Genomic DNA, 14407 nt, shown 5'->3' with positions numbered 1-14407 from the left:
GGCGTGTTCGTTGAACGTGCGCCACTTGTCGACTTAGTGTCCTGTTCGGAAGAGTCCAAGGAACAGACACACTGGTAACCCTAAACTTCAGCGTTAGGGTTCGGGTCGGCGTTCGGACCGTCCCACTTCGGCATCAGTCGTCGGATCGCGAACACGCGAGGCGGCGACACGTAACTCGAGGCGAGAGGCCTTCGACGTGGCAGCACCGCAGAACTACCTCGCAGTCATCAAAGTCATCGGTGTCGGCGGCGGTGGTGTCAATGCCATCAACCGGATGATCGAGGTCGGTCTCAAGGGCGTCGAGTTCATCGCCATCAACACGGACGCGCAAGCTCTGTTGATGAGCGACGCCGACGTCAAGCTCGACGTCGGCCGCGAACTCACCCGCGGACTCGGCGCCGGAGCCAACCCGGCCGTCGGCCGCAAGGCCGCCGAGGACCACCGCGAGGAGATCGAGGAGGTCCTCAAGGGGGCCGACATGGTCTTCGTGACGGCAGGCGAAGGCGGCGGCACCGGCACCGGCGGCGCGCCCGTCGTGGCCAACATCGCCCGCTCGCTCGGCGCCCTCACCATCGGCGTGGTCACGCGCCCGTTCACCTTCGAGGGACGGCGCCGCGCCAACCAGGCCGAGGACGGCATCGCGGAGCTCCGCGAAGAGGTCGACACCCTCATCGTCATCCCGAACGACCGGCTGCTGTCCATCTCGGACCGCCAGGTCTCCGTCCTCGACGCCTTCAAGTCGGCCGACCAGGTCCTGCTCTCCGGTGTGCAGGGCATCACCGATCTCATCACCACGCCCGGTCTGATCAACCTCGACTTCGCCGATGTGAAGTCCGTGATGTCCGAGGCGGGTTCGGCGCTCATGGGTATCGGCTCGGCCCGTGGTGACGACCGCGCGGTGGCGGCGGCCGAGATGGCGATCTCCTCGCCGCTCCTCGAAGCCTCCATCGACGGCGCCCGCGGCGTACTGCTCTCCATCTCCGGCGGCTCCGACCTCGGCCTGTTCGAGATCAACGAAGCCGCCCAGCTGGTCAGTGAGGCCGCGCACCCCGAGGCCAACATCATCTTCGGCGCGGTCATCGACGACGCCCTCGGCGACGAGGTACGGGTCACCGTCATCGCCGCCGGCTTCGACGGCGGCCAGCCGCCGGCCAAGCGGGACAACATCCTCGGCTCGACCTCGGCCAAGCGCGAGGAGCCCACCCCGGTCCGGTCCACCGACAGCCGCCCGTCGTTCGGTTCGCTCGGCAGCGTCACGCCGAAGGAAGCGCCGGAGCCGACCCCGGAGCCGGTGAACGAACTGCCGGTCTCGCCGCCGGTTCCGCCGTCCCGCTCCTACTCGGACAGCGCGGCCGAGGAACTGGACGTGCCGGACTTCCTGAAGTGATAGGACAGCGCTCCGAAACGAGCACCGCGAGCGGCGCGCACTTCGCCTTCACCGACCGGTGGGGCGGGGTGAGCGCCGTTCCGTACGAGGAGCTCAACCTCGGCGGAGCGGTCGGCGACGACCCCGACGCCGTACGGGCCAATCGTGAACTGGCCGCCAAGTCGCTGGGACTCGACCCGGCGCAGGTCGTCTGGATGAACCAGGTGCACGGGCCGGAGGTGGCGGTGGTCGACGGACCTTGGGGTTCTTCGGAGATTCCGGCTGTCGACGCGATCGTCACCGCGCGGCGGGGGCTCGCCCTCGCCGTCCTCACCGCCGACTGCACGCCGGTGCTGCTCGCCGATCCCTTCGCCGGGATCGCGGCCGCGGCCCACGCGGGACGGCCCGGCATGATTGCTGGGGTCGTCCCCGCCGCCGTGCGGGCCATGGTGGAACTCGGCGCCGATCCCGCCCGGATCGTCGCTTGCACCGGACCGGCGGTCTGCGGCCGGTGCTACGAAGTGCCGGAGGGGATGCGCGCCGACGTCGCCGCCGTCGAGCCCGCGGCGTACGCCGAGACCAGTTGGGGCACTCCGGCGGTCGATGTGACCGCCGGCGTGCACGCGCAGTTGGAACGGCTCGGGGTGCGTGACCGGGAGCAGTCGCCGGTGTGCACGCTGGAGTCGGACGACCACTTCTCGTACCGACGGGACCGCACCACCGGGCGGCTCGCGGGCTATGTCTGGCTGGACTGATGGGGCATGACGGACCGTAAGGCTCAACTCGCCGGAAATCTGGCGAAAGTGGAAGAGCGTATCGCCGCGGCGTGCACAGTCGCCGGGCGCAAGCGCGCAGAGGTGACCCTCATCGTGGTCACCAAGACCTACCCGGCGAGTGACGTGCGGCTCCTGTCGGAACTCGGTGTGCATCATGTCGCCGAGAACCGGGACCAGGACGCGGCCCCCAAGGCCGCCGCCTGCTCGGATCTGCCCCTCTCATGGCATTTTGTCGGTCAGTTGCAGACCAACAAGGTGCGGTCTGTGGTCGGTTATGCCGATGTGGTGCAGTCCGTCGACCGCTCCCGCCTCGTCTCGGCGCTGTCGAAGGAGGCGGTACGGGTGGAGCGCGAAGTGGGCTGCCTCATCCAGGTCGCGCTGGACGCGGAGGAGAGCGGCCGGGGCGAGCGCGGGGGCGTGGGAGTCGGCGGAATCGAAGAGTTGGCCGACCTCGTCGCACGGGCCCCCGGGCTCCGGCTCGACGGGCTGATGACCGTCGCGCCGCTCGCCGGACCGTTCGCGGGGCGCCAACAGGCGGCGTTCGAGCGGCTGATGGATTTGTCGACTGCTATGCGCCGCACGCATCCGGCTGCGAACATGGTGTCTGCAGGGATGAGTACGGACCTCGAACAGGCCGTGGCGGCCGGAGCGACACATGTGCGCGTCGGTACGGCGGTACTCGGAGTCCGACCCAGGCTCGGGTAACGTCGCCAAGAAGTCGGACCACAGCAGAAAATATGGTCATTACCGCCACTGGCGGACATAACGGCCTCGTGGATCGCGGGCACTTGGCAAGTCGTCAGCCGATCCACCACAGAGCGGAGGACTCAGAGCATGGCCGGCGCGATGCGCAAGATGGCGGTCTACCTCGGCCTCGTGGAGGACGATGGGTACGACGGCAGGGGGTTCGACCCCGACGACGAGTTCGAGCCGGAGCTCGATCCGGAGCCTGAGCGCGACCGGCGACGGCATGAGCCGCCGCACCAGTCACATCAGGCGCATCAGTCCCAACGGGATGAATCGGTACGAATGGTACATCCGCCGGCGCAGCGCGATCCGGTGTCGCATTCCGCTTCGCTACCCGCGGAATCCGGACGTCCGGCACGCATCGCGCCCGTGGCATCCATCACACAAGAACGCGCAAGCCTGGAGAAGAACGCACCGGTGATCATGCCCAAGGTTGTGTCGGAACGAGAGCCGTACCGGATCACCACACTTCACCCCCGGACCTACAACGAGGCCCGTACCATCGGGGAACACTTCCGTGAAGGCACTCCGGTGATCATGAATCTGACGGAGATGGATGACACGGACGCGAAGCGACTTGTCGACTTTGCGGCCGGTTTGGTGTTTGGTCTCCACGGCAGCATCGAGCGGGTGACGCAGAAGGTGTTCCTGTTGTCGCCTGCTAACGTCGATGTCACGGCGGAGGACAAGGCCCGCATCGCAGAGGGCGGGTTCTTCAACCAGAGCTGAGACGCAGGACCGGAATCAAGGTACGGAAACAGGGGAGAGGGAAGCACGGATCATGAGCGTGGTCGGGCAGGTTCTCTACGTCGCGCTGATGTGTTTCCTCATCGTGCTGATTTTCCGGTTGGTCATGGACTACGTCTTCCAGTTCGCCCGCTCATGGCAACCCGGCAAGGCGATGGTGGTCGTTCTGGAGGCCACCTACACTGTCACCGATCCACCGCTCAAGCTTCTGCGGCGGTTCATTCCGCCGCTGCGTCTCGGGGGCGTGGCGCTTGACCTGTCCTTCTTCGTATTGATGATCATCGTCTACATCCTGATCACCATTGTGAGGTCGGTGTTGGTGTGAACGATACGGTCTTGCCGAATGCCGACGACTACGTTGAGGTGAAGAGATGCCGTTGACCCCCGAGGACGTGCGGAACAAGCAGTTCACGACCGTCCGCCTCCGAGAAGGCTATGACGAGGACGAGGTCGATGCCTTCCTCGACGAGGTCGAAGCCGAACTGACGCGACTGCTCCGCGAGAACGAGGACCTGCGCGCCAAACTGGCGGCGGCCACGCGCGCGGCTGCGCAGAACCAGCAGCAGGGTATGCGCAAGCCCCCCGAGCCGCAGGACCAGCAGCAGCAAGGTCCGCCGCAGGGCATGCGAGGTCCGGGTGCCCCCGTGCCCGCCGGCATATCGGGCCCGCCGCAGCAGCAGATGGGTGGCCCGATGGGTGGGCCGCCCCAGCTGCCGAGCGGTGCGCCGCAGCTGCCCGCAGGCCCCAGCGGGCAGGGTCAGGGCCAGGGCGGCCCGCAGGGTCAGGGTCCGATGGGCCAGGGCCCCATGGGACAGGGGCCGATGGGCCAGGGTCCGATGGGCCAAGGCCCCATGGGTCAGGGTCCGATGGGTCAGGGTCCCGGTCAGCAGATGCAGCAGCAGATGCCGGGCCAGATGCAGCCGCAGATGCAGCAGCAGATGGGTGGCCCGATGGGCGGCCCCATGGGCGGACCCATGGGTGGCCCGATGGGCGGTCACGGCCCGCAGATGGGGCAGCCCGGTCAGGGCCCCGGTGGCGACAGCGCCGCCCGTGTGCTCTCGCTGGCTCAGCAGACCGCCGACCAGGCGATCGCCGAGGCCCGCTCCGAGGCCAACAAGATCGTCGGCGAGGCTCGCAGCCGTGCCGAGGGTCTGGAGCGCGACGCCCGTGCCAAGGCCGACGCCCTGGAGCGGGACGCGCAGGAGAAGCACCGTGTCGCGATGGGTTCCCTGGAGTCCGCGCGCGCCACGCTGGAGCGCAAGGTCGAGGACCTGCGCGGCTTCGAGCGCGAGTACCGTACGCGGCTGAAGTCGTACCTCGAGTCGCAGCTGCGTCAGCTGGAGACCCAGGCCGACGACTCGCTGGCTCCGCCGCGCACCCCGGCCACGGCTTCCCTGCCGTCGCCCTCCGCGCCCTCGATGGCTCCGGCCGGCGCGAGCGCGCCGTCGTACGGCGGCAGTCAGGGCATGGGTGGCGGTCCGGCACCGGCCGCGCCCTCCTACGGTGGGCAGCAGCAGATGTCGCCGGCCATGACTCAGCCGATGGCTCCGGTGCGGCCCCAGGGGCCGTCTCCGATGCAGCAGGCTCCCTCGCCGATGCGTGGGTTCCTCATCGACGAGGACGACAACTGACGGCCTCTAGTACGCCTTAGGCGTCGGCAGCGTTCAGGGCGGAGCCCCCGGAATTCCGGGGGCTCCGCCCTTTTGTGGGGTCTTGTGCGGGTGGGGTGGGGGGTGTGTTGCGCCCCCGCCGCCCCTACCCGTCCCATCCGTTCCTGGGGGCTCTGCCCCCAGGCATGCGGCAATGGTGAAGGCCTGGTGGGACCAAGGGATCTTGGTGCCACCAGGCCTTCGGATGGGTGGTTACGCCTTGCGGAGGCGGAACGTCAGGGACAGACCCTCGTCCGTGAACGTGGCGCCGTAGGTGTCGTCCGCCTCGCCCTGGGCGAAGTCCGTGGCGAGGACCTCGTCGGCGATGAGGCGGGAGTGCTCGGTCAGGGCCGCGATGACGGCGGGGTCCGTGGACGTCCAGCGCAGGGCGATGCGGTCGGCCACGTCGAGGCCGCTGTTCTTGCGGGCCTCCTGGATCAGGCGGATCGCGTCACGGGCGAGGCCCGCCTGACGCAGTTCCTCCGTGATCTCCAGGTCGAGGGCGACCGTGGCACCGGAGTCGGACGCCACCGACCAGCCCTCGCGCGGGGTCTCCGTGATGATGACCTCGTCGGGGGCGAGGGTGACGGTGTCGCCGTCGACCTCGACGGAGGCCGTGCCCGCGCGCAGGGCGAGGGAGAGGGCCGCGGCGTCCGTCTCGGCGACGGCCTTGGCGACCGCTTGGACGCCCTTGCCGAAGCGCTTGCCGAGCGCGCGGAAGTTCGCCTTGGCCGTGGTGTCGACCAGCGAGCCGCCGACTTCGGAGAGGGAGGCCAGCGAGGAGACGTTCAGCTCTTCCGTGATCTGCGCGTGCAGCTCGCGGTCGAGGGACTCGAAGCCGGACGCCGCGACCAGCGCGCGGGACAGCGGCTGGCGCGTCTTGACGCCCGACTCCGCGCGGGTGGCGCGGCCGAGCTCCACGAGACGGCGCACCAGCACCATCTGATTCGACAGCTCCGGGTCGATGACGGACAGGTCCGCCTCCGGCCAGGAGGAGAGGTGCACGGATTCGGGGGCTCCGGGCGTCACGGGTACCACCAGGTCCTGCCAGACCCGCTCGGTGATGAACGGGGTCAGCGGGGCCATCAGGCGCGTGACCGTCTCGACGACCTCGTGCAGCGTGCGCAGCGCGGCCTTGTCGCCCTGCCAGAAGCGGCGACGCGAGCGACGCACGTACCAGTTGGACAGGTCGTCGACGAACGCCGACAGGAGCTTGCCGGCTCGCTGGGTGTCGTACGACTCCAGCGACTGCGTCACCTGGTCGGTGAGCGCGTGGAGTTCGGAGAGCAGCCAGCGGTCGAGGACCGGGCGGTCGGCCGGGGCTGGATCGGCCTCGCTCGGGGCCCAGTTGGAGGTGCGCGCGTACAGGGCCTGGAAGGCGACCGTGTTCCAGTAGGTGAGGAGGGTCTTGCGCACGACCTCCTGGATCGTGCCGTGGCCGACCCGGCGCGCCGCCCACGGGGAGCCGCCCGCCGCCATGAACCAGCGCACCGCGTCGGCGCCGTGCTGGTCCATCAGCGGGATCGGCTGCAGGATGTTGCCCAGGTGCTTGGACATCTTGCGGCCGTCCTCGGCCAGGATGTGGCCGAGGCAGACGACGTTCTCGTACGACGACTTGTCGAAGACGAGTGTGCCGACGGCCATGAGGGTGTAGAACCAGCCTCGCGTCTGGTCGATGGCCTCGCTGATGAACTGCGCCGGGTAGCGGCTCTCGAAGAGCTCCTTGTTCTTGTACGGGTAGCCCCACTGCGCGAACGGCATCGAACCCGAGTCGTACCAGGCGTCGATGACCTCCGGGACGCGGGTCGCTGTCTGCGCGCACTGCGGGCAGGGGAACGTGACCTCGTCGATGAACGGGCGGTGCGGGTCCAGGTTCGACTGGTCGGTGCCGGTGAGCTCGGAGAGCTCGGCGCGGGAGCCGACGCACGTGAGGTGGCCCTCCTCGCAGTGCCACAGCGGGAGCGGGGTGCCCCAGTAGCGACTGCGGGACAGCGCCCAGTCGATGTTGTTGTTCAGCCAGTCGCCGAAGCGACCGTGCTTGACCGACTCCGGGAACCAGTTGGTCTTCTCGTTCTCCTGGAGGAGGCGGTCCTTGATGGCCGTGGTGCGGATGTACCAGGACGGCTGCGCGTAGTACAGGAGCGCGGTGTGGCAGCGCCAGCAGTGCGGGTAGCTGTGCTCGTACGGGATGTGCTTGAAGAGCAGGCCGCGCTGCTGGAGGTCTTCCGTGAGCTTTTCGTCCGCCTTCTTGAAGAAGACGCCGCCTACGAGCGGGACGTCCTCCTCGAAGGTGCCGTCCGGGCGAACCGGGTTCACGACGGGCAGGCCGTACGCGCGGCAGACCTTGAGGTCGTCCTCGCCGAAGGCGGGGGACTGGTGGACCAGACCCGTGCCGTCCTCGGTGGTCACGTACTCGGCGTTCACGACGTAGTGGGCTGCCGGGTCCGCCGGGAACTCCACCAGCTCGAACGGACGTTGATACGTCCAGCGCTCCATCTCGGCGCCGGTGAAGGTCTCGCCGGTGGTCTCCCAGCCCTCGCCGAGCGACTTCTCGACGAGCGGCTCGGCGACGACGAGCTTCTCCTCGCCGTTGGTCGCGACGGCATAGGTGACGTCGGGGTGCGCGGCCACGGCCGTGTTGGAGACCAGCGTCCAGGGGGTCGTCGTCCACACCAGGAGCGCTGCCTGGCCGGCCAGCGGACCGGAGGTGAGCGGGAAACGGACGTACACGGACGGGTCGACGACCGTCTCGTAGCCCTGTGCCAGCTCGTGGTCCGACAGACCCGTGCCGCAGCGCGGGCACCAGGGGGCTACGCGGTGGTCCTGGACCAGCAGACCCTTGTTGAAGATCTCCTTCAGCGACCACCAGACGGACTCGATGTACTCGGGGTCCATGGTGCGGTAGGGGTCATTGAGGTCGGCCCAGTAACCCATGCGGGTCGTGAGCTCCTCGAAGGCGTCGGTGTGGCGGGTCACGGACTCGCGGCACCTGGCGTTGAACTCGGCGATGCCGTACGCCTCGATGTCCTGCTTGCCGGTGAAGCCGAGCTCCTTCTCGACCGCCAGCTCCACGGGGAGGCCGTGGCAGTCCCAGCCGGCCTTGCGGGCCACGTGGTAGCCGCGCATGGTGCGGAAGCGCGGGAAGACGTCCTTGAAGACGCGCGCCTCGATGTGGTGGGCGCCCGGCATGCCGTTTGCGGTCGGCGGGCCCTCGTAGAACACCCACTCGGGGCGGCCCTCGGACTGCTCAAGGCTCTTGGCGAAGATCTTCTGCTCGCGCCAGAAGTCGAGCACGGCGTGCTCGAGCGCGGGCAGGTCGACCTGGGCGGGCACCTGGCGGTACGTCGGCGTTGTCATCAGCGAGCTTCCTCCGGCGGACTTTCTGCCTTCCGTCCGGAGGGACGAGAGCCTGTGCGGCTACCTTGTAGCCACTGCGGACGCCGTGTGCGGCGCGCTCCCGCGGTACCACCCTCCTTGGCTCGCCGGTGCGTTCTGTGCACCAGTGAGCCCCCTCATTGAGGTCGCGATGCCGGGTCTACCGGCCGCTGCTTCTCGGCTGCGGCTTTCTTCCGGCGGCTCCGGGGTGATCTTCGCGTCGCGCTCGCCTCCGGGCTTCCACCGTCCCCGGATCGCTCTTGGCCGCTTACGCCGCTACTCGTCCCCATCCACGCTTCTCGCTGCGCCCAGTGTACGGCGCCGCGCGGACAGCGGCCGACCGGTTTTCCGGGGCGGCCGGCGCCCCGCGCAGTGACCCGAATGGCGAGGCGCGGGCGTCCGGATCCTGGGACGCCGGGCCTGGCGGATTACCGGGCGGGGAGCTGGGCACAACGCATGCAGGCTTGTCGCGCGGGTCTCACGGGGCGGCGAATCGTTGGTGTGCCCCGTTGCCGTGGGCCACAAGTCGATTTATCGTCCCAGCACGATTCGCGAGCGAAATCACAATATGTGAAGGGGCCGCGGCCATGGTGGCGAAGAAGACCGCCGTACAGCAGCCTGCGTCCGGCAGATCCACGGGTCCGGCGGCCAAGGATGTGGGCGGGAAGAAGAGCACACAGGGGGCAGCGGCGGTGCGTGGCACCAGGCCGGTGAAAACGACGGCCGAGGCGCCCACCGAAACCGTCACCGAAACGGCCAACGGAGCCGTGGCCAGGAAGGCGGCTGTCAGGAAGGCCGGGGTGAAGAAAGCGGCTGCCACGAAGACGGTCATCAAGAAGCCGGCCACCAAGAAGCAGGTCGGCAAGCCGGTCACCAAGCCGGTCACCAAGAAGACAGCGGCCAGGAAAACGGTCGCCGAGAAAGTGGTGGTCGAGAAGGTGGTAGCCGAGAAGACCGTCGGCAGGAGGACCGCGGAGGTGAAGCCGACCGCGGAGGAGGCGGGCCGGGCGGCGGTCGGTGCGGCGAAGGGCACCACCAAGAAGACCGGCGCGAAGAGCGCGACCAAGAAGGGCACCAGTACGGCCAAGAGGAGCACGGGTACGGCCAAGAAGAGCACGGTCAAGAAGACGGTCGCTTCCGCGGCCGAAGGCGCGGCGCAGGCCGCGAAGACGACGGGAGCCACGACGGTGGTTGCGAAGAAGACTCCTGGCACGGCCACCGCGGCGACGAAGCCCACCGCGGTCCCCAAGTCGCGGATCGCCGCCGTTGAGCCCGGCGAGCTCGCGGTGCGCCCCGGTGAGGATCCCTGGACCCCTCAGGAGGTCGCGGAGGCGCGCGCGGAGCTGCAGTCCGAGGCGCTGCGGCTGGGCACCGAGATCTCGTCGTCCGAGCAGGCGATCGTGGGCCTGATGCGCGACTCCGGTGACGGTGCGGGCGACGACCAGGCGGACACCGGCACGAAGAACATCACGCGCGAGCACGAGATGGCTCTCGCCGCCAACGCGCGCGAGATGCTCGAGCAGACCGAGCGCGCGCTTGAGCGTCTCGACGCGGGAACGTACGGACTCTGCGAGAACTGCGGCAACCCCATCGGCAAGGCGCGGATGCAGGCCTTTCCACGCGCCACCCTGTGTGTCGGGTGCAAGCAGAAGCAGGAACGCCGCTGAGACCGGGCGCGGGAAGGCTCCTGAGCACATGTGTGCCGGGGGGTGTGACGTACCCTCGTCCTCAGTCAGGCACCTAGGTCGAGGGACTCACTTACGTGGCAGAGGCGGAGCGCATCATCGGTACGCCGGATACCCCAGGAGCGGCGGGCGCCGAGCCGGAGCAGTCCGACGGGAACGTGGCGTCGGGCGACCGGTCCGGTCCCGGCGAGTCGGCCCCGGCCGAGCAGCCCGGCGTGGACGGGACGAAGGCCCCGCAGGAGCGGCCGAAGGGGCGGCGCAGGATCGCCGTCCTGTTCTCGGTCGCCGCGCTGGCGTACGCCCTCGACCTCGTCAGCAAGATGATCGTGGTCGCGAAGCTGGAGCACCACGACTCGATCGAGATCATCGGGGACTGGCTGAAGTTCGAGGCGATCCGCAACGCGGGCGCGGCCTTCGGCTTCGGCGAGGCGTTCACGATCATCTTCACGGTGATCGCGGCGGCGGTGATCGTGGTGATCGCGCGGCTCGCCCGCAAGCTCTACAGCCTGCCCTGGGCGATCGCCCTCGGCCTGCTGCTGGGCGGCGCGCTGGGCAATCTGACCGACCGGATCTTCCGTTCGCCCGGCGTCTTCAAGGGCGCTGTCGTCGACTTCATCGCGCCCAAGCACTTCGCGGTCTTCAACCTGGCCGACTCGGCGATCGTCTGCGGCGGCATCCTGATCGTGCTGCTGTCCTTCCGGGGGCTCGATCCCGACGGGACCGTCCACAAGGACTGAGGCTCGGGGCTGAGGCTCGGGGCTGAGGCTCGGGGACCGAGGCTCTGGTAAGGGGCTGTCGGACGCGTCCGGCATACTCGACGAGTGAGCACGATTCCCGAGATCCGAAACCTGCCCGTGCCCGACGGCCTGGAGGGCGAGCGCGTCGACGCCGCCATCTCCCGCATGTTCGGCTTCTCCCGCACGAAGGCCGCCGAGCTTGCCGCGGCGGGGAAGGTCACGGTCGACGGATCGGTGGTCGGCAAGTCCGAGCGGGTGCACGGCGGTGCCTGGCTCGAAGTGGAGATGCCGCAGGCTCCCGCGCCCGTGCAGATAGTCGCCGAGCCCGTCGAGGGCATGGAGATCGTGCATGACGACGACGACTTCGTCGTGATCGTCAAGCCGGTCGGTGTGGCCGCCCACCCGAGCCCCGGCTGGAGCGGACCTACGGTGATCGGCGGGCTCGCTGCGGCCGGGTACCGGATCTCGACCTCGGGTGCCGCCGAGCGCCAGGGCATCGTGCACCGGCTGGACGTCGGCACCTCCGGGCTGATGGCCGTGGCCAAGTCTGAGCGGGCGTACACCTCGCTGAAGCGGCAGTTCAAGGAACGTACGGTCGACAAGCGGTACAACGCGCTGGTCCAGGGACACCCCGACCCGATGAGCGGCACCATCGACGCGCCCATCGGTCGGCATCCGAACCACGACTACAAGTGGGCGGTCACGGCCGAGGGCAAGCCGTCCGTCACGCACTACGACCTGATCGAGGCGTTCCGCGCGGCCTCCCTCCTCGATATCAAGCTGGAGACCGGGCGCACCCACCAGATCCGCGTCCACATGGCGGCTCACCGGCACCCCTGCGTGGGCGATCTGACCTACGGCGCGGACCCGACGATCGCCAAGCGGCTCGGCCTCACCCGGCAGTGGCTGCACGCGGTGCGACTCGGCTTCGAGCACCCCGGGGACGGGCAGTGGGTGGAGTTCGAGAGCGACTACCCCGAGGATCTGCAGCAGGCGCTCGACAAGGTGCGTGAGGAGAGCTACGCGTGAGCGCCGCGTACGTGGTGCGGGTGGCCGAGGACGCGGCCGACCGTGAGGCGTGCTTCGCGGTGCGCAAGGAGGTCTTCGTCGGCGAACAGGGCGTACCCGAGGACATCGAGTACGACGCGTACGACGAAGGGGCCGTGCACGTGCTGGCGGTCCGCGCGGACGGGGTGCCGCTCGGCACCGGGCGGCTCCTGGACGGTGCGGAAGCCGCCGCGAAGACCGGCGGTGACCTGAGCGTCGGTTCGCTCGGGCGGCTCGCCGTGGCGAAGGCGGCGCGCGGGCTCGGTGTCGGTGTCGCCCTCGTGGGCGCCATCGAGGACGGGGCACGCGCGCGTGGGCTGGCGGCGGTGGACCTGCACGCGCAGACGCAGGCGCTGGGGTTCTACGAGCGGCTCGGGTATGTGGCGTACGGCGAGGAATTCCTCGACGCCGGTATCGAGCACCGGGCGATGCGCAAGGCCCTGTGAGCGGGGTTCGCCGCGAGGGGCTTGCCTCGAGGGCATTGTCGTAGGCGCGTGGCACGCTGGGGGTCTGGCATTTTCTTGATCGCCTAGACCTCGCCGGAGCGCTGACCGTGGATCAGTTGGCCCTGCTGTTCATGCTGTTGCTCGGGGCTGTGGTGAGTGTCCCGGTGGGGGACCGGCTCGGGCTGCCGGCGCCGGTGCTGATGACGCTCCTCGGGATCGTGCTGGCCATGCTGGCGTTCGTGCCCGACGTGGACATCCCGCCCGAGCTGATCCTGCCCTTGCTGCTGCCGCCGCTGCTGTACGCCTCGGTGCGGCGGACGTCGTGGAGACAGTTCGCCGCCAACAAACGGCCGATCTTCCTGCTGGCCGTGGCGCTGGTGTTCGTCACCACCGCGGCCGTGGCGGTCGTCGCGAACGCGATCGTGCCGGGGCTGCCGATCGCCGCCGCCGTGGCGCTCGGGGCGCTCGTGGCGCCGCCCGACCCGGTCGCCGCGACCGCCGTCGCGGGGCAGCTCGGACTGCCGCGTCGGCTGGTGTCAATCCTCGAGGGCGAGGGGCTGTTCAACGATGTGACGGCCATCGTGCTCTATCACATCGCGATCGCCGCCGTGGTGAGCGGCACCTTCTCGCCGTGGCAGGCCGGGCTGGACTTCGTGCTGTCCGCTGTCGTCGCGGTCGCCGTCGGGCTGGCGCTGGGCTGGGCCGCGAACAAGCTGATGGGCCTGCTCGGCGACGCCACGCTGCAGATCGGGCTGACGCTGCTCGTGCCGTACGCCTCGTACGTCCTGGCCGAGGAACTGCACGGGTCGGGGGTGCTCGCCGTGCTCACCACCGCGCTGTTCCTGGCGGAGTACGCCACCGATGCCGACGACGTCCTGACCCGGCTGGCCGGGGCGACCGTCTGGGACGTGGTGGACACGCTCGTCACCGGGGTCGCGTTCGGGCTGATCGGGCTCGAGCTGCACCACGCCATCAGGACGGCGTCGGGGCGGTGGGGCGAGATGCTCGGGTGGGCCGCCGCGGTCGTCGCCGTCGTCGTGCTCGTACGGCTGGTGTACCTGCTGCCGGCGTCCCTGCTGACCCGACGGCTGCACGCCAAGCGGGACTACGACGAGGAGATTCCGGCCTCCTGGCGGGAGACCGTGGTGATGTGGTGGTCGGGGATGCGGGGAGTGGCCTCCGTGGCCTTGGCGCTGGCGATTCCGCTGAAGACGGAGGACGGGTCGCCGTTTCCGGACCGGGACGAGATCGTCTTCATCGCGTTCGGGGTGATCATGGCGACGCTCGTGCTGCAGGGGCTCACATTGCCGTGGCTGGTGAGGAAGCTCGGGGTGCGGGCCGACACGGATGTCGAGAAGGCGTTCGAGAAGGAGTTGGCGATTCGGGCCGCGAAGGCCGCGAAGCGGAGGCTCAGGGAGATCGAGGAGGTGGAGGAGCTGCCGGAGGAGGTGTCCGAGCAGTTGCTGCGGCGGGCCTTCGACATCGGGGTGCGGATCAGTCCGGATATGGGGGACGAGGAGCGGAGGGAGGCGCATGAGAAGCGGGCTCGGCGGATCAAGCGGATGCGGCGGATTCAGGGGGAGATGATGAGTGCGGCTCGGCATGAGGTGCTGGCGGCGCGGAGTGAACCGGGGGCGGATCCGGAGATTGTGGATCGGGTGTTGCGGCACCTGGATGTGCGCAGCTTGAAGTGACGTGGTGTTCTCCCGCCCGCGCACCGCCCGCTTCTGGCCCGATGACAGGTGCGGGTTGCCCGTGGGGGGAATCGCCGTGGGCGGCTGCAGGGAGTAGGGGGAACTGCAGGGAGCAGCGGAGACTGCGGGGAGCAGCGG

12 protein-coding genes are annotated in these 14407 nt (G+C 69.2%); 11 read left to right on the top strand and 1 reads right to left on the bottom strand.

Annotated features, from left to right (window positions below; genetic code table 11):
• Positions 1–196: 196 nt before the first annotated feature.
• From ftsZ to AB0D57_RS04355, 6 genes are all read left to right on the top strand, one after another.
• Positions 197–1387: a cell division protein FtsZ gene (gene ftsZ, locus AB0D57_RS04380; protein WP_362066851.1), complete on the top strand. Its 1191-nt coding sequence runs from the start codon at positions 197–199 to the stop codon at positions 1385–1387.
• Positions 1384–2121 (top strand): peptidoglycan editing factor PgeF, encoded by a 738-nt coding sequence (gene pgeF, locus AB0D57_RS04375; protein WP_362066849.1) that lies wholly within the window; start codon positions 1384–1386, stop codon positions 2119–2121. The genes ftsZ and pgeF overlap by 4 nt, the downstream gene beginning before the upstream one ends.
• A 6-nt stretch (positions 2122–2127) precedes the next feature.
• Entirely contained in the window at positions 2128–2847 is a 720-nt protein-coding gene (locus AB0D57_RS04370) for a YggS family pyridoxal phosphate-dependent enzyme (protein WP_362066847.1), read from the top strand.
• Between the two features lie 129 nt (positions 2848–2976).
• A complete protein-coding gene (gene sepF, locus AB0D57_RS04365; RefSeq protein ID WP_362066845.1) occupies positions 2977–3618 on the top strand; it encodes a cell division protein SepF in 642 nt (213 codons plus the stop codon).
• 52 nt (positions 3619–3670) lie between these two features.
• Positions 3671–3961, top strand: a complete 291-nt coding sequence (locus tag AB0D57_RS04360; protein WP_362066843.1) for a YggT family protein — start codon at positions 3671–3673, stop codon at positions 3959–3961.
• A gap of 46 nt (positions 3962–4007) precedes the next feature.
• Positions 4008–5267, top strand: coding sequence for a DivIVA domain-containing protein (locus AB0D57_RS04355; protein ID WP_362066841.1), 1260 nt, complete (start codon positions 4008–4010; stop codon positions 5265–5267).
• Between the two features lie 231 nt (positions 5268–5498).
• Here AB0D57_RS04355 and ileS read toward each other — a convergent pair whose 3' ends face one another.
• A complete protein-coding gene (ileS, locus tag AB0D57_RS04350) occupies positions 5499–8642 on the bottom strand; it encodes an isoleucine--tRNA ligase (RefSeq protein ID WP_362066839.1) in 3144 nt (1047 codons plus the stop codon).
• A 605-nt stretch (positions 8643–9247) separates the two neighbouring features.
• Between ileS and AB0D57_RS04345 the strand changes: the two genes are divergently transcribed.
• The 5 genes from AB0D57_RS04345 (at position 9248) to AB0D57_RS04325 (ending at position 14269) form a co-directional block, all read left to right on the top strand.
• Positions 9248–10327 carry a TraR/DksA C4-type zinc finger protein gene (locus tag AB0D57_RS04345; RefSeq protein WP_362066837.1) on the top strand — a complete coding sequence of 360 codons (1080 nt, stop codon included), beginning with the start codon at positions 9248–9250 and terminating at the stop codon, positions 10325–10327.
• Between the two features lie 95 nt (positions 10328–10422).
• A complete protein-coding gene (lspA, locus tag AB0D57_RS04340; protein ID WP_362066835.1) occupies positions 10423–11082 on the top strand; it encodes a signal peptidase II in 660 nt (219 codons plus the stop codon).
• Between the two features lie 84 nt (positions 11083–11166).
• Complete coding sequence (locus AB0D57_RS04335) at positions 11167–12111, top strand: RluA family pseudouridine synthase (protein ID WP_362066833.1); 945 nt, start codon at positions 11167–11169, stop codon at positions 12109–12111.
• Positions 12108–12575: a GNAT family N-acetyltransferase gene (locus AB0D57_RS04330; protein ID WP_362066831.1), complete on the top strand. Its 468-nt coding sequence runs from the start codon at positions 12108–12110 to the stop codon at positions 12573–12575. Before AB0D57_RS04335 ends, AB0D57_RS04330 begins: the two co-directional genes overlap by 4 nt.
• 107 nt (positions 12576–12682) lie before the next feature.
• Positions 12683–14269: a Na+/H+ antiporter gene (locus tag AB0D57_RS04325; RefSeq protein WP_362066829.1), complete on the top strand. Its 1587-nt coding sequence runs from the start codon at positions 12683–12685 to the stop codon at positions 14267–14269.
• Positions 14270–14407: the final 138 nt, after the last annotated feature.

It is taken from the genome of Streptomyces sp. NPDC048275 (assembly GCF_040652275.1).
In the GTDB taxonomy this organism is placed as follows: domain Bacteria; phylum Actinomycetota; class Actinomycetes; order Streptomycetales; family Streptomycetaceae; genus Streptomyces.
Note: the sequence above shows the minus strand (reverse complement) of the source record. Positions and strands in the feature narration are given on the sequence as shown.